General features: G+C 66.6%; 17 protein-coding genes and 1 tRNA gene. 10 read left to right on the forward strand and 8 right to left on the reverse strand.

Going from position 1 to position 17,812, the window contains the following annotated elements:
• Nucleotides 1-151 precede the first annotated feature (151 nt).
• Nucleotides 152-2,263, forward strand: coding sequence for a hypothetical protein (locus P0Y50_12330; GenBank protein ID WEK39319.1), 2,112 nt, complete (start codon nucleotides 152-154; stop codon nucleotides 2,261-2,263).
• Here the strand turns inward: P0Y50_12330 and P0Y50_12335 are convergent.
• Nucleotides 2,260-3,075: an NAD(P)H-hydrate dehydratase gene (locus P0Y50_12335; protein WEK39320.1), complete on the reverse strand. Its 816-nt coding sequence runs from the start codon at nucleotides 3,073-3,075 to the stop codon at nucleotides 2,260-2,262. The two genes, P0Y50_12330 and P0Y50_12335, sit on opposite strands and share 4 nt — an antisense overlap.
• A gap of 117 nt (nucleotides 3,076-3,192) precedes the next feature.
• On the opposite strand from P0Y50_12335, the gene P0Y50_12340 reads away from it, so the two are divergent.
• Nucleotides 3,193-3,531: a P-II family nitrogen regulator gene (locus P0Y50_12340; protein ID WEK39321.1), complete on the forward strand. Its 339-nt coding sequence runs from the start codon at nucleotides 3,193-3,195 to the stop codon at nucleotides 3,529-3,531.
• A gap of 84 nt (nucleotides 3,532-3,615) precedes the next feature.
• Nucleotides 3,616-5,022, forward strand: a complete 1,407-nt coding sequence (gene glnA, locus P0Y50_12345; protein ID WEK39322.1) for a type I glutamate--ammonia ligase — start codon at nucleotides 3,616-3,618, stop codon at nucleotides 5,020-5,022.
• A gap of 109 nt (nucleotides 5,023-5,131) precedes the next feature.
• Here the strand turns inward: glnA and tatC are convergent, their stop codons facing one another.
• The 3 genes from tatC to P0Y50_12360 are packed head-to-tail and all read right to left on the reverse strand — an operon-like array spanning nucleotide 5,132 to nucleotide 6,857.
• Complete coding sequence (gene tatC / locus P0Y50_12350; protein WEK39323.1) at nucleotides 5,132-5,965, reverse strand: twin-arginine translocase subunit TatC; 834 nt, start codon at nucleotides 5,963-5,965, stop codon at nucleotides 5,132-5,134.
• A 50-nt stretch (nucleotides 5,966-6,015) separates the two neighbouring features.
• On the reverse strand, nucleotides 6,016-6,618 hold the full coding sequence (tatB, locus tag P0Y50_12355) for a Sec-independent protein translocase protein TatB (GenBank protein WEK39324.1): 603 nt from the start codon (nucleotides 6,616-6,618) through the stop codon (nucleotides 6,016-6,018).
• Between the two features lie 20 nt (nucleotides 6,619-6,638).
• A complete protein-coding gene (locus P0Y50_12360) occupies nucleotides 6,639-6,857 on the reverse strand; it encodes a twin-arginine translocase TatA/TatE family subunit (protein WEK39325.1) in 219 nt (72 codons plus the stop codon).
• Between the two features lie 111 nt (nucleotides 6,858-6,968).
• On the opposite strand from P0Y50_12360, the gene rnhA reads away from it, so the two are divergent.
• On the forward strand, nucleotides 6,969-7,421 hold the full coding sequence (gene rnhA, locus P0Y50_12365; GenBank protein ID WEK39326.1) for a ribonuclease HI: 453 nt from the start codon (nucleotides 6,969-6,971) through the stop codon (nucleotides 7,419-7,421).
• Nucleotides 7,422-7,663: 242 nt separating this feature from the next.
• Here the strand turns inward: rnhA and P0Y50_12370 are convergent.
• Nucleotides 7,664-7,755 (reverse strand) — tRNA-Ser (locus P0Y50_12370).
• Between the two features lie 125 nt (nucleotides 7,756-7,880).
• On the opposite strand from P0Y50_12370, the gene P0Y50_12375 reads away from it, so the two are divergent.
• The 4 genes from P0Y50_12375 to P0Y50_12390 are packed head-to-tail and all read left to right on the forward strand — an operon-like array spanning nucleotide 7,881 to nucleotide 12,707.
• Complete coding sequence (locus tag P0Y50_12375) at nucleotides 7,881-9,386, forward strand: exopolysaccharide biosynthesis polyprenyl glycosylphosphotransferase (GenBank protein WEK39327.1); 1,506 nt, start codon at nucleotides 7,881-7,883, stop codon at nucleotides 9,384-9,386.
• A gap of 11 nt (nucleotides 9,387-9,397) precedes the next feature.
• The gene (locus tag P0Y50_12380) at nucleotides 9,398-10,843 is read left to right on the forward strand and encodes a lipopolysaccharide biosynthesis protein (protein ID WEK41573.1); all 1,446 of its coding nucleotides are present in this window, start codon (nucleotides 9,398-9,400) and stop codon (nucleotides 10,841-10,843) included.
• A complete protein-coding gene (locus P0Y50_12385; GenBank protein ID WEK39328.1) occupies nucleotides 10,840-11,775 on the forward strand; it encodes a glycosyltransferase in 936 nt (311 codons plus the stop codon). The genes P0Y50_12380 and P0Y50_12385 overlap by 4 nt, the downstream gene beginning before the upstream one ends.
• A complete protein-coding gene (locus tag P0Y50_12390; protein ID WEK39329.1) occupies nucleotides 11,775-12,707 on the forward strand; it encodes a glycosyltransferase family 2 protein in 933 nt (310 codons plus the stop codon). The genes P0Y50_12385 and P0Y50_12390 overlap by 1 nt, the downstream gene beginning before the upstream one ends.
• Nucleotides 12,708-12,714: 7 nt before the next feature.
• Here the strand turns inward: P0Y50_12390 and P0Y50_12395 are convergent, their stop codons facing one another.
• A complete protein-coding gene (locus P0Y50_12395) occupies nucleotides 12,715-13,416 on the reverse strand; it encodes a hfsB (protein ID WEK39330.1) in 702 nt (233 codons plus the stop codon).
• Between the two features lie 48 nt (nucleotides 13,417-13,464).
• The gene (locus tag P0Y50_12400; protein WEK39331.1) at nucleotides 13,465-14,904 is read right to left on the reverse strand and encodes a Wzz/FepE/Etk N-terminal domain-containing protein; all 1,440 of its coding nucleotides are present in this window, start codon (nucleotides 14,902-14,904) and stop codon (nucleotides 13,465-13,467) included.
• 120 nt (nucleotides 14,905-15,024) lie between these two features.
• Between P0Y50_12400 and P0Y50_12405 the strand changes: the two genes are divergently transcribed.
• Nucleotides 15,025-15,774 carry a polysaccharide export protein gene (locus P0Y50_12405; GenBank protein ID WEK39332.1) on the forward strand — a complete coding sequence of 250 codons (750 nt, stop codon included), beginning with the start codon at nucleotides 15,025-15,027 and terminating at the stop codon, nucleotides 15,772-15,774.
• Between the two features lie 19 nt (nucleotides 15,775-15,793).
• Here P0Y50_12405 and P0Y50_12410 read toward each other — a convergent pair whose 3' ends face one another.
• Complete coding sequence (locus P0Y50_12410; GenBank protein WEK39333.1) at nucleotides 15,794-16,099, reverse strand: sel1 repeat family protein; 306 nt, start codon at nucleotides 16,097-16,099, stop codon at nucleotides 15,794-15,796.
• Between the two features lie 280 nt (nucleotides 16,100-16,379).
• On the opposite strand from P0Y50_12410, the gene P0Y50_12415 reads away from it, so the two are divergent.
• Entirely contained in the window at nucleotides 16,380-16,952 is a 573-nt protein-coding gene (locus P0Y50_12415; protein WEK39334.1) for an RcnB family protein, read from the forward strand.
• Nucleotides 16,953-17,812: the final 860 nt, after the last annotated feature.

Below are 17,812 nucleotides of genomic sequence, written 5' to 3' on the forward strand. Positions count from 1 at the left end.
CTCGCACGTCGCCGTCCGCGCCATCTTTCTGTTTTTCACCGACAATGCCAAGGCCGGTCTGGCGTTGCGGCTCCGACTCAGGGCTTTATGAGACAGGCTGACCGGCAGCCTCGCCCCCCGTCGGCGGGATCGTCCTGCTCAGAGCCGCGTATTGACCGACCAGACGCTGAAATCCGAAGACGATCAACGCCCCAGAAACGCCGGGGCGGCGATCACCATTCGCGAGTTGGCGACGCCGGTCTTCTACCACTGGCGCAAGGCGTTGATCGCCTTTCTGATCCCGGTTCTGCTGGCTCTGGCCGCCGCGACCCTGGCCCAGCCGATCTACACGGCGCAGTCGCGCCTGCTGATCCTGTTGGGAGACGACTATGTGTTCCGCCGTTCCGTGGGCGAGGACGCGACGGGCAATCCGCAGACCTTCGACCGCGCCCAGATTGTTCATGCCGAAATGGAAATTCTGGGCTCGCGCGAAATTCGCGAGAAGACCCTGACCGATATCGGCCTGTCGCGCGTCTATCCCAAGGCGAGGCCCGGCCCGGCGGGCATGAATGCGGCCTTGGAACAACTGGGTCGCGACCTGACGATCGAGAATGTTCCCCAATCCAACACGATTGAGGTGCGGCTGCGTCATCGCGATCCCCGGGTGGCGGCGGACTTCGTCAATCGCCTGGTCCAGAACTACATCGCCAGCCGACGCGAAATCTTCCAGCGCGCCGACAGTGCGGCCGTCACCGACCAGCAGCGCGGTTTGTCCGATCAACTCGCCGCCACAGAGGCCCAGATCGCCGACCTGTCGAACCGCTACGCCATCGGCGACTACGACCAGGAGGTCCAGGGCGTTCAGTCGCAGCAGACCACGCTCACGGCCCAGCTGGCGGCCCAGGATCAGTTGATCGCCACCGCAGCTGCCCGCGCCAACCGCCTGGCCTCGCAGTTGCACAACAGCGCAGGCGTCATCTCTCTGAACACCGACGATACCCGCTCGCAACAGGTCACGGCCCTGACCGACAATCTGATGCTGTTGCGCGAGCGCCGCCGCGTCGCCGCCGCGCGATACGCCGACGGCTATCCGCTGGTGATCGAGCTGGATCGCCAGATCGCCGATCTGGAAAATCAGATCGCCGCCGCCCCGCAGTCGCAGACGACGCTGGTCCGCAGCGGTCCCAATCCCGTCGCTCAGCAGATCGAGACCCAGCTGGCCACGACGCGGGGCGAACTGGCGGGCCTGCAGTCCGGCCGCGCCCAGCTGTCCGATGCCTTGGGGGCCGCGCGCAGCCGGCTGGCCAGCCTGGTCGAGATCGGGCCGCGTTATCGCGAACTGACACGTCAGCGCACCCTGACCGAAACCGCCTATCGCAGCGTGGCCGAGAACGCCGAAGACTCGCGGCTGCAAAGCTCCATCGCCGGGGCCAACGCCAATGTGCGCGTGATCGAGGCGGCGCAACCGCCGACCAAGGCCCGCACCGGCCGCCTGCTGATCCTGGCCGCCGGTGTCGTCGTTGGAACCCTGGCGGCGCTGGCCGTCATTATCGTCTCCGCCGCCGCGTCGCCTGTGATGCTGACCCCGCGCGATGCGGAGGTGCGGCTGCGCGCGCCAGTTCTGGCTACCGTGCCGCTCGGCGAGGACGATGACAGCCCTTTGCCGCGCTGGCGACCGCTGACGTCGCGCCTGACGGCGGATCAGGCGGCGCTGATCCTGCGTCGTCTGCGCGAGACCGCCGACGCCCGGGCCGCGCTTGCGGTGATCGGGCCGGAGGACGGCGTGGGCGTCACCAGCATCGCTCTGGACCTGGCCATGGCCTCGGCCTTCCGGTCGGGCTCGGAGACGCTATTGATCGACGCAGAGCCCCGCGAGGACGCCAGCATCGCCATGGCCATCCACGGCCTGGGCGGGCGGCTGACCAACATACCCGACAGCCCTTATGTGCTGCGTGTCGAGGACAGCAATCTTTACGTCACCACGCCGATGACGCGCACCGGCTCGAACATTTCCGAGGCGCGCTGGCGCACCTTCATCGATGGAATGAAGGCGCGATTCCCCGTGGTCATCGTCGACACGCCGTCGCTTCAACGATCGTCTGCGGCCCTGTTGCTCGCGCCGCTCGCCGACCTGTCGGTGGGGGTGATCGAAGCCGAGGAAACCCGCACAGCAGTCGCCGCCAATCTGATCGAACGGGTCACGGCGGCGGGTGGGACGGTGGCCGGCGTCATTCTGAACATGCGCCGCTTCCACATCCCTCGCTTCATCTACAGCCGTATCTAGCGCAACGCCGCCAAGGCGCGCGGCAGTATTTCGCTAAGGTCGTCGGCGATCAGGCCCGGCCCGAAACGCTCCGCTGCGTCGCTGTGAATCCAAACCGCCGCACAGGCCGCCTCGAAGCTTTCCATCCTCTGTGCCGTCAGGCCGCCGATCATGCCGGCCAGAACGTCGCCGCTGCCGGCGGTGGCCAGCCAGGGCGAGCCATTCGGATTGCGCCGCATGCGTCCGTCCGGCGCTGCGATCAGGGTCTCGGGCCCTTTCAGCACGACGACCGCCTGCACCCGACGCGACGCCTCCACGACAGCCGCCTCGCGTCCCTGGCTCAGCAGTCCCGGAAACATTCGTTCAAACTCGCCCTCGTGCGGCGTCAATATGTCGTCGCGGTCGAGTAGAGCAATCAGTTCCGCCGTCCGCCCCTTGAACACCGTCAGGCCATCGGCGTCGATCACCAGCACCGCGCCGGTCGAGGCCAGCGCCTGGATGTTGGCCACGGTCGCCTCGTCGACGCCAGCCGCCGGGCCTATGACGACGGCATCCGCGCTGCTCGCCTCCCGCCCCAGCGCTTCTGCGGAGGCGAAGGGCGTCAGCATGATGGCCTGGACCGCCGGCGCAATCACCGCTGCGGCGTCGGGCGGACAAAGGATTCGCACCACGCCGGCCCCTATCCGCAGACCCGCGCGCGCCGCCAGACGCGCGGCCCCCGTCTGGTGCGCCCGTCCCGACACCACCACTAAACGACCCCGAGCATGTTTGTGCGTTTCGGCGCTCGGCCAGGGCAGAAAACTGCGCCATAAAGCAGGGTCGTTGGTCTGCATTGTCCGCCTTCCGATTATCCGTGTATTTTCGACGAAAACCGCTTGCTTTCAGCGCCCTTGGTGTGTCCCATTCACGCCCGAGCGCCGCAGCATTCCGTGCGTTGCTCCGGGGTCGCCATGAAGAAAATCGAAGCCATCATCAAGCCCTTCAAGCTGGATGACGTCAAAGAGGCGCTCCAGGATGTGGGCGTGCAAGGCATGACTGTGCTGGAGGCCAAGGGATATGGCCGCCAGAAGGGTCATTCCGAACTGTATCGCGGCGCCGAATACGTCATCGACTTCCTGCCCAAGATCAAGATCGAGGTCGTGGTCGCCGATGACATGGCGCCCGCCGTGGTCGAGGCTATCCAGTCCTCGGCGCGCACGGGCAAGATCGGCGACGGCAAGATCTTTGTATCCGACGTCGCCGAGGTGATCCGCATCCGAACCGGCGAAACGGGCGCACAGGCCGTCTGACTTCGACTACCCCTCCCGGCCTCGGCCCTTAGGGTCGTGGTCCCGTCTCCTCCCCAAAACGACAAGAAAACAGGACTTCCGAGAATGAGCGCCAGCAAGATCCTTAAGGAGATCCAGGATAAGGACGTCCAATACGTCGACGTCCGCTTCACCGACACGCGCGGCCGACTGCAACACGTCACCTTCGACATCGACTTGGTCGACGAGGACTTCCTGACCGAAGGCACGATGTTCGACGGCTCGTCCATCGCCGGCTGGAAGGCCATCAACGAGTCCGACATGCTGCTGAAGCCGGACCTGACCACGGCCTATATCGACCCCTTCTACCAGCAGACCACGATGTTCCTGTTCTGCGACGTGCTGAACCCGGACACCGGCGAACCCTACAATCGCGACAGCCGTTCGATGGCCAAGAAGGCGCTGTCCTATGTGCAGTCGTCGGGCGTGGGCGATCAGGTCTTCTTCGGCCCGGAGGCCGAGTTCTTCGTCTTCGACGACGTGCGTTGGTCCACCCAGCCGCACGACACCGGCTACAGCTACGATTCGACCGAACTGCCTGCCAACACCGGCGCTGAATATTCCGAGGGCAACCTGGGCCACCGCCCTGGACCCAAGGGCGGCTATTTCCCGGTCAACCCGGTCGATTCCGGCCAGGACCTGCGCGGCGAGATGCTGGGCGTCATGCGCGACATGGGACTGCAGCCTGAGAAGCACCACCACGAGGTGGCGCCGGCCCAGCACGAACTGGGTCTGAAGTTCTCCGACCTGCTGACCATGGCCGACCGCCTCCAGCTCTATAAGTATGTGATCCACAACGTGGCCCACGCCTACGGCAAGTCCGCGACCTTCATGGCCAAGCCCATGTTCGCCGACAACGGCTCGGGCATGCACGTCCATATGTCGATCTGGAAGGACGGCAAGCCCCAGTTCGCCGGCGACCAGTACGCCGGCCTGTCGCAGGAATGCCTGTGGTACATCGGTGGCATCATCAAACACGCCAAGGCCATCAACGCCTTCGCCAACTCGACCACCAACTCCTACAAGCGTCTGGTGCCCGGTTACGAAGCCCCGGTGAAGCTGGCCTATTCGGCCCGCAACCGTTCGGCCTCCATCCGCATCCCGCACGTCTCGTCGCCCAAGGCCAAGCGTCTGGAAGCCCGCTTCCCCGATCCGATGGGCAACCCCTATCTGACGTTCGTGGCCCTGCTGATGGCTGGTCTGGACGGCATCGAGAACCGCATCGATCCGGGCGCGCCCGCCGACAAGAACCTCTACGACCTGCCGCCGGAAGAGCGCGGCTCGATCCCCGAGGTCTGCGGCTCCCTGCGTGAAGCGCTGGAAAACCTCGACAAGGACCGCGCCTTCCTCAAGAAGGGCGGCGTAATGGATGACGATTTCATCGACAGCTACATCGAGCTGAAGATGGAAGAGGTGATGCGCCTGCAACTGCACCCGCACCCTGTCGAGTTCGACATGTACTACAGCTGCTGATCGTCAGATCGGTCTGAAGGACGAAGGGCCGGGGATCGCTCCCCGGCCCTTTTTCATGTCTTGCACCGGCCTGGCGTTGGCGCGTCCCGGCCGCCTTGCGATCAAACGATCAGGCGATCTCGGCTTCCAGCGCATCGGCTTTCCGGCGACGCAGTTCGATCAGCCGCACGCACCAGATCGACACCTCGTAGAGCAGCACCATGGGCACGGCTAGCATCAGTTGGCTGATCGGATCGGGCGGGGTCACGACGGCGGCGACCACCACAACCGCGACGATGGCGTAGCGACGGCCGGACGACATCAGTTTGGAATTGATCAGCCCCGCCATGCCCAACAGCGTCATCACGACCGGCAGCTGGAAGCACAGGCCGAACGCCAGCAGCAGCGCCGTCACCAGATTCAGATAGTCCGACACCTTGGGCAGCAGATTGGCCGCCACCCCGTCGCCGATGATCTGCTGGCTCAGCGAGAACCACATGACGAAGGGCAGCATGACGAAATAGACCAGCGCCGCGCCCAGCAGGAACAACACCGGCGCCGCCACCAGGAACGGCAGGAAGGCGCCCCGCTCGTTGCGGTAAAGCCCCGGCGCGACGAAACGATACAGCTGCCAGGCCAGCACGGGGAAGGCCACGAAGACCGCGCCGAAGCCCGCCAGCTTCATCTTGGTGAACAGGATTTCCAGCGGCGCCGTATAGATCAGATTGACCGTATGGCCGTTGACGTGGGGCAAGGCCTTTAGCCCCGCCGTCCCCAGGATCAGGTCCAGCGGCGACACATGACCATGCGGTCCGACCGACGAATAGAAGGCCTGGGCCGCCACGAACGGCTTGACCAGAAACAGATAGATCGGCTCGGAAAAGGCGAAACAGCCGATGAAGCCGACCGCAAAGGCCACGACGCAGATGAGCAGCCGCCGACGCAGCTCGATCAAATGGTCCATCAAAGGGGCGCGCGACGCCTCGATTTCGGCTTCGTCACGATCGGAAAAGGTCAAAGATCGACAGCCTTCTTGCGCGCGACCCTAGGTTTGGCGGCGTTGGCCGAGGATGTCTTGGCCTGTGTCGCAACTGGCTTTGCCACCTTCGGCTTTGTCGAAGGTGTCTTTGGCGCCTTGGCCTTGGCGACGGTCGCTGTCTTGGCCGCAGCCTTTTTCACGGTCGGCTTACGTTTGGCGGCAGACGCCACGGCGGGTTCGGCGTCCGACGCCGCGCCTGTATCGGGCCATTCATCCGCAGCCGGCGTCATCACCGGCGCTTCAGGCGCGGGCGCCGGCAACGGCGTCGATGACGCCGGGGCGTTCAGTCCGGCGTGAATGTCCTTGAAGGCCGCGTCAGCCTCGGCGCCCAGGGGATACATGGCCCCCTGCCCCGTTCTCAGCGCCTCGACCTCCTTGCGCAGTTCGTCCAGTTCGGATTGGCGCGCCATTTCGTCGAAACTGGTGCGGAATTCATTGGCCATCGCGCGCGCCTTGGCCACCATCTGGCCCACCCGTCGCATCAGGATCGGCAAATCCTTTGGCCCCACCACAAGCAGGGCCACGATGCCGATCACCACTAATTCGAAACCCCCCACTCCGGGGGCGAGCCCGCCCATGCGTCAACCCTTACAGACGACTAGCGCTTCAGCTCTTCCTTTTCCGTCTCGGTGCGCGGCAGCGAGCTGACGCCCTCGTGCGGACCGTCCTTCTTGTCCTCGTCCTTCAGGCCGTCCTTGAAGGCGCGGATGCCCTTGGCGGCGTCGCCCATGATGCCCGACAGCTTGCCGCGCCCGCCGAACAGCAGCGCGACCACGACGATGACGATGGCCCAATGCCAGATGCTCATGGAGCCCATGGCGTATTCTCCTCGCGGGGACCGGTCATCCGATCCCATCCACTCTTATTCGAACCGCATATAGGCGCAGTCATGGCGTCCCGCCAAGGGAGGCTGTAGGCCTGCGCGACCATGAGTCCCTCCGATCACGTCATCATCCACACCGACGGCGCCTGCAAGGGCAATCCCGGCCCCGGCGGCTGGGGCGCTGTGCTCCAGACGGGCGGCGGTCATGAAAAGGAATTGTGGGGCGGCGAGGCCAACACCACCAACAATCGCATGGAGCTGATGGCCGCCATCATGGCGCTCGAGGCCCTGAAACGCCCCTGCAAGGTTGAGCTGCACACCGACAGCAAATATGTCATGCAGGGAATCACAGAATGGATGCGCGGCTGGAAGGCGCGCGGCTGGCTGACCGCCGACAAGAAGCCGGTCAAGAACGCCGACCTGTGGCAGAGGCTGGACGCCGCCCGTTCGCGTCACGACGTCAAGTGGCGCTGGGTCAAGGGCCATGCCGGCCACGAACTGAACGAACGCGCGGACCAACTGGCTAATCGCGGTGTGGCGGAGCTGAAGACGCGCTAGTTGTCGAATCACGCCGGGCCCGGGGCGACGGCTTTGCCTTCCTCACCTTCGCAGGTTGGCGACCACCTGCGCCCGGACAAAGCCGGATCAAAGCCATGAAGCGTCGTGTTAAATTGACGCGTCCGAACCGCGGCGCCCAAAAGCCCACGGAGTTACGGGACTATGCGCAATAGTTGGAAGTATCTCGCGCTAAGGACGACGCTGTAAGACCTGTTCTCGCGAAACGGGAAGGCGACAGGCAATGGCGGAGACGGAGGGATTCGAACCCTCGGTACCGGTTACCCGGTACGACGATTTAGCAAACCGTTGCCTTCAGCCACTCGGCCACGTCTCCTGCGAGGGCGTCGATAGCGGAGGCTGATGCGTCGCGCAATCCGGTTCGCGCGAAAGCCCGCATGTTAACGCGACATAGAGGCCCACGCGGCATAATGGCGTTTCGTCAAACGGCCCCGGACCCCGATGCTCGACCGCCCCGACAGTCCCACCGCCCGCGCACCGGGCCAGGATGGCGCCGCGCCGGACAAGGCTCGCGCCGCCCGGGGACCATTCCGGCCCGAGGTCTGGCTGAACGCGCGCCAGCGTTCGGCGGTGCGGCTGTCGGCCCACTATTTCCGACTGATCGACGTGTTGGCCGTGATCGGGGTGACCCTGGCGGCGGTCTTTGCGGTTCGCCCCTCCACACTGGGCGCGCTGACGATGGCCGAGGTTGCGCCGCTGGTGTTGGGCGCGGCCGCGGCGCTTGCCGCGTTACGGGCGTTTCAGCTCTATCGATTCGCACGCGACCAGACCTGGCCGCTGCATCTGGCCGGCGTCGCCGCGTGTGGACTGATCGCCGGGGGCGGCGCTCTGCTGGCGTGCTGGGCTTTGAGCGCAGACGATCTGGACAGGGTCGGCGCCTGGGCAGCGGCGCTCGCCGTCATCCTGGTCTGTCTTCATGGCGTCTGGCTGGGGTTGATCGCCAGGTGGCGGCGACAGGGCGCCCTGTCGCCCAATATCGTCGTGGTCGGCGCGACCCGAAACGCACAGACCCTGATCGAACAGGCGCTGGAACGTCGGGACATGAACGTGTTGGGCGTGTTCGACGACCGGCTGGCCCGCGCTCCGCAAAGTGTCGCCGGCGTGCCGGTTCTGGGCGACGCCAACGCCCTGATGACCCACCGGATTATGCCCTATATCGACCGAATCGTGCTGGCCATCGATCCCGAGGCTGGCCAAAGGGTGCGCGACCTTACACAGCGGCTGCAGACCCTGCCCAATCCGCTGACGGTTTTGGTCGACTCGGAATTGGGCCGCGACGGGGTGCTGAACCGCCTGGCCAATGCGCCCCTGGCTGCGCTGGACGGACCCATCGATCGTGATCGCCGTGCGTTCAACAAGCGCATGCAGGATCTGTTGGTCGGCGCGCTGGCCCTGGTCGCGGCCGCGCCGATCATGGCCATTGTCGCCGTGGCCGTGCGTCTGGACAGCCCAGGCCCCATCCTTTTCCGCCAGCGTCGACACGGCTTCAATCACGAGAGCATCGTGGTGTGGAAGTTCCGCTCAATGCGCCATGAGGCCGCCGACGCCACCGCATCGCGCCAAGTCTGCCCCCACGACGACCGCGTGACCCGCGTGGGCCGTTTCATCCGCGCCACCAGCCTGGACGAGCTGCCTCAGATCTTCAACGTCCTGTCGGGTGAAATGTCTCTGGTCGGCCCCCGTCCGCACGCCATCGGCATGAAGACCGGCGAAACCGAATCCGCCCTGCTGGTGGCCGAATACGCTCACCGCTGTCGCATCAAGCCCGGCATGACCGGCTGGGCCGCCATCAAGGGGTCGCGCGGCCCGGTGGACACCGAGGCCCAGGTGCGTGAGCGCGTGCAACTGGACATCGAATATGTCGAGCGTCAGTCCTTCTGGCTGGATCTTTGGATCATCGCGGTGACCATCCCCGTCCTGCTGGGCGACCGGGCGGCCGTGCGTTGAGCGAGCAACGCATGTTCTGGCGCGGCGTCTGGGGCTATCTGCCCGCCCAGATCGTCCAGGGGGTGGTTGGATTCCTGACCCTCTATGTCTTCACGCGCCTGCTCAGCCCCGCCGACTTCGGGCATTACGCCCTGGCGTTTTCGGTGACGACCCTGGCCCATACGGTGACCTTCAGCTGGCTGGAGGCGTCGATGGCGCGGTTCTGGGCGGCGGAGCGGACGCCGGAGGGCCTGGCCGTCCATTTCGCCAGCCTGTATCGCACCTCCTTCGCCATCATCGCCGTCTTCATCCCCGTCGCGGCCCTGGTCGTTTGGCTGGCGCCCCTGACGCCGGCGTTCAAGGTCGCGGTCGCCGTCGGACTGGCGGGCGTGCCTGTGCGCAACCTGGCCAAGCTGGCGCAGGAGCGGTTCCGCGCGGCGGGCGAAGTGTCCAAGGCCGCGGGGGTCGATATTCTGCTCGCCGTGCTGGGCTTCCTGGTCGGGGCCGCGTTCGCCGTGGCGGGGGCGGGCGCGGCTTCGCCGTTGTTGGGCCTGGCCATCGCCCCCCTGTTCGCCCTGCCCTTCATCCTGCCCGGCGAGTTGCGCCAGACGAGGGGTGGAACGGTCGATCGCGCGCGGCTGCGGGCCTATGCCGCCTATGGCTATCCGATCGCGGCCTCGTTGACCTTGGCCCTTGTCTTGGCCTCGACCGACCGTTTCCTGCTGGCCGGCTTTATGGATGCGGCGGCGGTCGGCGCCTATCACGCCAGCTATAGTCTGGCGAACCGGACGCTGGACGTCATCTTCATCTGGCTGGGCGCGGCAGGGGCGCCGGCCATGGTCATGGCGCTGGAGCGCGGGGGGCGCGAGGCGCTTCGCAAGACCGCGCTGGAGCAGGGTTCGACCCTGATACTCGTCGGCCTGCCGGCCGCGGTCGGCCTGTCGCTGGTCGCGCGACCGATGGCGGAACTGATGATCGGGCGCGATCTGAGGGACGCCGCCGCCCTGGTTACGCCCTGGATCGCGGCCTCGTCCTTCCTGTCGGGCCTGATCGCCTATTATTTCGGCTTCGGCTTCACCCTGGGCAAGAAGACCGGGCTGCTGCTGGTGACGATGGCCGTCCCGGCGCTGTGCAACGTGGTGCTGAACCTTGTGCTGATCCCGCGTCTGGGCGTCGTCGGGGCCGCCATAGCCACGGCCGCGAGCTTCGCCATCGGCCTGGTCGCCTGTCTGCTGCTCAGCCGCCGCGCCATCGCCCTGCCCGTGCCGTGGGACGCTCTGGTCCGTTGCGGCCTGGCGTCGGCCGTCATGGGGGCTGTGGTGTTGGTTCTGCCGCCGTTGGGGGGGCTGATCGAGCTGGTCATGGACGCCGGCGTGGGCGGGCTGGTCTATGCCGCCGCGGCGCTGACGCTGAACGCCGCTGGGGTGCGCGACGTGTTGAACCGCCTGATCCAGGCCCGACGCCGTGTGACCGCATGACCGGGGCCGCCATCCACGACAACGCCGCCTGGGCGGGCGCCAAACCGACGATCTCGGTCCTGGTTCCCTTCCTGCGCGACGATCCGCAGGCGCTGATGGATTTGCTGGATCGAGAGGCCAAAGCCTTGGACGGTGCGGTCGAACTGATCCTGTTGGACGACGGCACGGCTGACGCAGCCTTGACCGAGCGGCTTCGGGCCACGGCCGATGCCCTGCGCCTGCCCGCCCGCCTGATCAGCCTGCCCGCCAATGAAGGTCGTGCGCGCGGTCGAAACCGCCTGACCCTGGCCGCCCGGGGACACGCCTATCTGTTTTTGGACAGCGACATGCGGCCGGACACGCCGCGCTTCCTCCAGACCTGGCTCGCTCTGGTCTCCGAGACCGATCCGGCGGCGGCCTTTGGCGGCTTTTCCCTGGATCAGGCCCCGACAGACGCGCGTTTCGCCGTTCATCGCGCCCTGTCGGCGGCGTCAGAGTGCGTGCCCGCCGCGACCCGCGCCCTGACGCCCGAGAAATACGTCTATACGTCCAATCTGCTGGTTCGCCGCGACGTCTTCGCCGCCGAATCCTTCGATCCCGGCTTCACCGGCTGGGGGTGGGAGGATGTGGAATGGGCCATGCGGGTCTCTCGCCGTTTCTCCGTGGTCCACATCGACAATTCGGCGACGCACATGGGCCTGGATACGGTTCAGGATCTGGCGCGCAAGTTCGATCAGGGCGCGGCCAACTTCGCCCGCGTCGTCACCCTGCACCCCGCCATCGTCCAGACCTATCCCAGCTATCGCGCCGCGCGGACGCTGAAGCGCCTGCCCCTGCTGCCCGCCGCACGCCGTCTGATGAAACAGGCCGCGTTGACGACCGTGCTGCCGATCAAAACGCGCGCCTTTGCGCTGAGGCTCTATCGCGCCGCCGTCTATGCGGACGCGATCTGATGGCCGCAGACGTCGCCGTCATCATCCCCACCCTGCGCCGCCCGGAGAGTCTGGAGCGCGCCCTGCGCTCGGTCTTTGGTCAGGTCGGGTCGCTGGATCGCATCGGCGCCGTGGTTGTCGCCGACAACGACCCCGAGGGTTCGGCCGCGCCCCTTATCAAAAGACTGGAGGTCCAGGCGCCGGTCCCGTTGATCTATACCCATGCGCCGGTTCCAGGCGTGGCGACCGCGCGCAATGTCGGTTTGGCCGCGACGGATGCGCCCCTGATCGCCTTTCTGGACGACGACGAGGCGGCCTCGCCCGGCTGGCTGGCGGCCCTGCTGGATGCGCAGGCCCAAACCGGCGCGGATGTCGTGTTCGGTCCCATTCGCGGCCGCGTGCCGGAAAACACCGGCTGGACCACGGCCTATCTGGAGCGGTTTTTTGGCCGAGACGGACCGGACACCACCGGTCTGACCGACGACATCCACGGCTGCGGCAATAGCCTGATGGTGCGCACCGCCGCCCTTCCCGGCGACGCGCCGTTCGACGTGGCGATGAACGAGACAGGCGGCGAGGACGACCGTCTGTTCACCAGCCTGATGATGCGCGGCGGCCGCTTCGGCTGGGCGGCCGGAGCCTGGGTCGACGAGTTTGCGCCCACGCACCGCGCCACCCTGCGCTACGCCCTGACCCGCGCCTTCGCCTATGGCCAGAGCCCCAGTCAGATGGCGGCCGACCGGGGCGATTGGCCCGGCGTCGTCAAATGGATGCTGGTCGGCCTGGCTCAGACCGGCTTCTGGGGCGCCCTGTCGCTGCTGTCCGCCATCCTGCGACGCCCGGATCGCGCCCATACCTATGATCGCTGCGCCCGGGGCCTCGGCAAGGTCTTCTGGACCAAGGCGTTCGAGCCGAAACTGTATGGTGCGGCGATGTTATCCGGCGCCGCGTGATTTGGTCTCAGCCCGCAAGACGCTGCAGGAATCCCGGCGGGCGGTAGGTCGAGCGGTTCATCACCACCCCGGCCATACGTCCCCCCACCGCCTCGATCTCGTCGCGCAGGATCACCGGCGCGCTTGCCGCCGTGCTTTCGGCTGCGACCACCAGGACGGTGGTGTCGACGAAGGGGGCCAGGATGATGGCCATGTCGTTCCGGTCAGCGGCTGGCGCATCGATGACGATGGTGTCCGCGTGGGGACGCAGCGCTTCCCAATAGCGCGGATCGCCCAGCGCCTCGACCCGATGCCCGGATCGCAGGGCTTCCATATGGAAATGCGTCACCCACAGCCGGCCGCCCAGGCAGGACCGGGCGGTCAGAAGGCGCGCATCCGGCACCGGCTTGCCGTCGCGGCCCGTGACGCGCGGCGTCACAGCGTAGAAACTGGAGCCGTCGGGCGACGCCTGGGCCGCCTTGCCGATCTGGCCGAACCGATCCGGCTCTGCCGACACGGCCTCCATCTGTCCCTGCTGGGCCAGATCGCCGTCGATCAGCCACACCGGTTTCCTGGCCCGCACAGCCGCCAGTCGGGCGAACTCGCGCGCTACGGTCGAGACGCCCTCTCCGGTCGCGGCGGCGGCGAACTGGATCACGCGCGCACGATAGGCCGGCGCCGGTCCCAGCGCCGCCCACAGACCCGCCATTTCTGAAGTCAGATCGACCATCGAATCGCCAAGGCGCTCCCTCGAACCCCTAGCCTAGCACGGCTGCGATCAGGCCGCCTTCGCCGGCGCGACGGCCAGGACCGGCATGTCCAGCGTCCGGCCGACCGATGCCGGGGTGGTGAAGCCTCGCCGCGTGAACACCCGCAGCAAGCCGATGCACAGGGCCGTGAAGCCCGCGAACAGGAAGACTGCCGCCAGCAGCGGGATTTTCAGGCTCTTGCCTGTCGAGGGCGGTTGGGCGCGTTCGATGACGGTGACATTGTCGGCGCCGGCGGCGACCAGGGCGTTGTCGGCTCGGCTTTGGGTCTCGCGTTGCTGGAATTCGCGGATCGAGGCGCTCAGCACCTCGCGATTGCCAGCCAGTGTCGTGTTCTCGGATTCAAGCGCGGTCAGCCGCGCCTGACGGGCGCGAATGTCGTTCAACTGCCGATCCAGAACCGACAGGCGCGCCGCCAGCGAATCCCGCTCGGCCCGCGTGTTGATGCGGTTGGTCTCCAACTCGGTCCAGACGGGATTGGGACCGGTGCGGACCTCCTTGGCCCCCACCGCCGTCCCGGTCGAGACATAGGCCTGGAGCTGGCTGATGCGCGCCTCGATGTCCCTCACCGGCTGGGCGTCGGGCTGATAGCGCGACAACAACTGCTCGCGCTCTGTCCGCAGTTGCAGCACCTGGTCCTGGGCCGAGATGTTCAGATCCTGTTGCAACGCCACTTCGGCCGGCGTCCCCGCCTGTTGCGCGACCAGGGTGTTCAACCGCTGGCTGGTCTGGTTCAACTGGCTCTGTGTCGACATCCGGTCGGTGAAGACGCTCTGATAGGTCGCCGCCAAAGTGGCCTTGGCCGCTGCGAAGTCGCCGATCTGGTTGGAGGTCAGGAAACTCTCGTACGCCCGGTCCGCGTCGCCCAGTTCGTCCTCGAAGGCGACGCGCTGGCTGGCGATGGCCGGCGTCTTGTCCTGAAAGACTTCGCGGCGATAGATCAGATATTGTTCGATGATGGCGTTCAGCACCCGCGCTGCGCGCTCGGGATCGTCGGCCTTGTAGGTCAGATGGATCACCGCGCTGCCGGGCGCCGTGGCGACGCCCAGGCTGCTGCCCACCGCCTTGATTGCGGCGACCTGCGCCCGCTGCGGCCCGCCCTTCGGGGGCTCGCCCAGGATGGCCGCCGGGCCCAAGGCCTGCACGACCTTCTGACGCACGGCGCTGGAACCCAGGATGGCGGCTTCGGAGTTGGCGACTTCATCGCCTTGCGGCGCCTGGCCCCGTTCCGCCGTGCCGACCCGCGGCTGATAGACATATTCCTGGCCGACGCCGGCGAAGACAGATCCGGTGGCGGTGTAGCTCTTCTTCAGCGTCATCGCCGCCGCGAAGCCCAACCCCAGGATCACCACGAAAACCAGGATCATCAGTAGCAGTTCGCGAAACAGCAGGCCGATCACGTCCAGCACGCCGTAGCGCGGTCTTGCCGTGACGTATGCCGTGGAACGCATCGGGCGACCCGAATCCCTTAGAAGCCTGTTGCCGCACCCTTCGCCCACCGGCGTTAACCGATGATTACCCATAACGGACGACGCTGCATCCAACCGCCGCTCAAGGGCCGACCGATTCCCATGCTGTCTGATCGCCGCCTGTTTTTGCTGACCCTGGGTTCAGCCTCCCTCGCGGCCTCGCTGGCGGCGTGCGGCGGCGGCGCGGGCGCATCGCGTTCCTCCTTCGACGGACCGCGCCGGGACAGCGACCTCGCGGGCGTCCCCTTCGCGCAATGGACGGATCGAGAGCCGGAGTATCTGCTCTATCCGGGCGACGAGATCGAGGTGGCCACGCCGACGGCGGCGGAGTTGACGCGCACGGTCAAGATCGGACCGGATGGTCGCATCGCCCTGCCCCTGATCGGTTCAGTGATGGCGGCGGATCAAACCCTGCCCCAACTGCAACAGACCCTTTCGGGCGCCTATGCGTCCCAACTGATCCGGCCTGTTGTCGAGGTCGCCCTGCGCCAGGCCGGGCCGATCCGCGTCTGGGTCGATGGCGAGGTCAGGACGCCCGGCGTCTTCGAGATGGTCGGCGACCTGGAGGCCTATCAGGCGATCATTCAGGCCGGCGGCTTCGCGCCCACCTCTCGGCCGGATCAGGTGGCCCTGATCCGCCGTGGTCCGGGCGGGTCACGCATGATGCGGGTCGTCGATCTGCGGCCGAGGCGCGGCGAGGTCGTGCCTTTGAGGCGCAGCGATATCCTGTTCGTGCCGCGCTCGACACTGGGCGAACTGGCGGCCTTCTTCACACAGGTTCGCGCCGCCCTGCCCGTCGGCTTCAGCTATTCGATCAACGGCACGCGCGGCAACGGCCTAGCTCAGTTCTGACGGCGCCCAGGTACGTCGGTCAGGCGACCAATTGCACCACGCCCTGATCGATGTAGCGCCGCGCGGCCTTCTGAGCCTCGGCGATCTCCTCGCGCTCCATCTCCATACTCATCTCGCGACGATAGACGCGCGCCTCGACCGAGCCTTTCATGGCCGCCAGGTTGAAGATCATATGGGCCGACACCCGGTCCATTGGACAACCGCCCGATCCGGCCGAATACATCATGCCCAACTTGAACAGGTCGTCGCCGGACATATCCGGCGTCGGCAGCGGCAGCCCCTCGTCCTGAGCCTGCAGATCGTGCGCCAGTTCTTGCGCGTTCATCACCGTATCTCCTGAACGGGCGCCGTTCTGGCCCCGCCTTATGAGACCTCATCAAATACCGGCGGTTTGAAGTTAAAGTTAACAGCGAACGCTGGCTGGCCGGATTTTGAGTAAAGCAAAAATGAATACTCGCCGATGATCCACGACTCGAAAAGCCGGTGCCGGGGCCGGGAACCTGACCGCGCCATTCAGCGGGCATTCAGCCGCCGGGCGCGAACCTGATCGTCATCAACGGGTTGATCCGGCGTCGTCGTCGGCCGCCCAGAAATGGAGCACCTAGATGAATCGCCTCACCAAGGCCGCCATCGTCGCCCTGGCCCTTTCGACGTCCGCCGTGCCGATGCTCGTTCAGGCGCAGGAGCGCGACCGCCGCGAATATCGTCAGGACCGCCGCGACTTCCGCCACGAACGCCGCGATGATCGTCGCGACTGGCGCGAGGGTCGTTACGCCGATCGCGGCGATTACCGTCGTGACCGCCGCGATGATCGCCGCGACTATTGGGACGAGCGTCGCGACGACCGCCGCGATTGGCGCAACGACCGTTGGGACCGCAACAATCGGGACTGGTGGCGTGGCCGTGCGGACTTCCGCGGCTACAATGGGCCGCGCGCCGGCTATTGGTATGCGCCCAGCTACGGCTATTATCGCGTCGAGCCGCGTTACGCCGGTTATCGCTGGCGCACCGGCGGATATCTGCCGTCCCAATACCGCAGCTACTATGTCCGCGATCCGTATGTTTACGGTCTGCGCGAGGCTCCACGCGGCTATCGCTACGTCCATGCCGACAATGACATCCTGCTGGTCGCCGTGGCCACAGGGCTGATCGCCAGCGTCATGTCCGGCGTCTATTAAGCCCTTGCCACGCCGGTTTTGAGAGTCTCCGCAGATCTCTGCGGAGCCTTTCTCATGAGCTAGTGCCGCTGAAAACCATGTTCAGTCTGGGTTCATCGACACGGCCGCATCGTCATCCCAAGCCGCCGGACAACCGGCGTGCAGGAACACGAAGACCATGAAACGCCTCCTGATGGCTTTCACCGCCATCGCCGCTGTCGGCGGCCCTCTGTCTGCCCCGCTTCAAGCCCTGGCCCAGGACGCCACGGAACAGCCTGCGCCGCGTCGGGAACGTCCGGCGCACGGTGCTGATCGACCAGACCGTCCCGCGACGACGCGAGAGAGCCAACCCCGCTTTGACCGCCCTGCGCGTCCCGACACCGACGCCGCGCGCCCCGACCGGCCGAGCGGCTGGAACCGACCCGATCGCCCAAACACTGGCGGCCCGCGTCCTGACCGGCCCGAAGACGGCTGGAACCGGCCCGATCGCCCAAACACTGGCGGTCCGCGTCCTGAGCGGCCCGAAGGCGGTTGGAACCGGCCTGATCGACCGAACACCGGCGGTCCGCGTCCTGAGCGGCCCGAAGGCGGTTGGAACCGGCCTGATCGACCGAACACCGGCGGCCCGCGTCCTGACCGGCCAGAAGGCGGTTGGAACCGACCCGATCGACCGAACACAGGCGGCCCGCGTCCTGACCGGCCAGAAGGCGGTTGGAACCGACCCGATCGACCGAACACAGGCGGCCCGCGCCCTGACCGGCCGGAAGGCGGCTGGAACCGGCCGGATCGCCCGAATACCGGCGGCCCGCGTCCTGGACGTCCCGACGGGGGCTGGAACCGGCCTGATCGGCCAGACGGCTGGAATCGACCGGATCGGCCCC

This window comes from Candidatus Brevundimonas colombiensis (assembly GCA_029202665.1).
GTDB classification, from domain to species: domain Bacteria; phylum Pseudomonadota; class Alphaproteobacteria; order Caulobacterales; family Caulobacteraceae; genus Brevundimonas; species Brevundimonas colombiensis.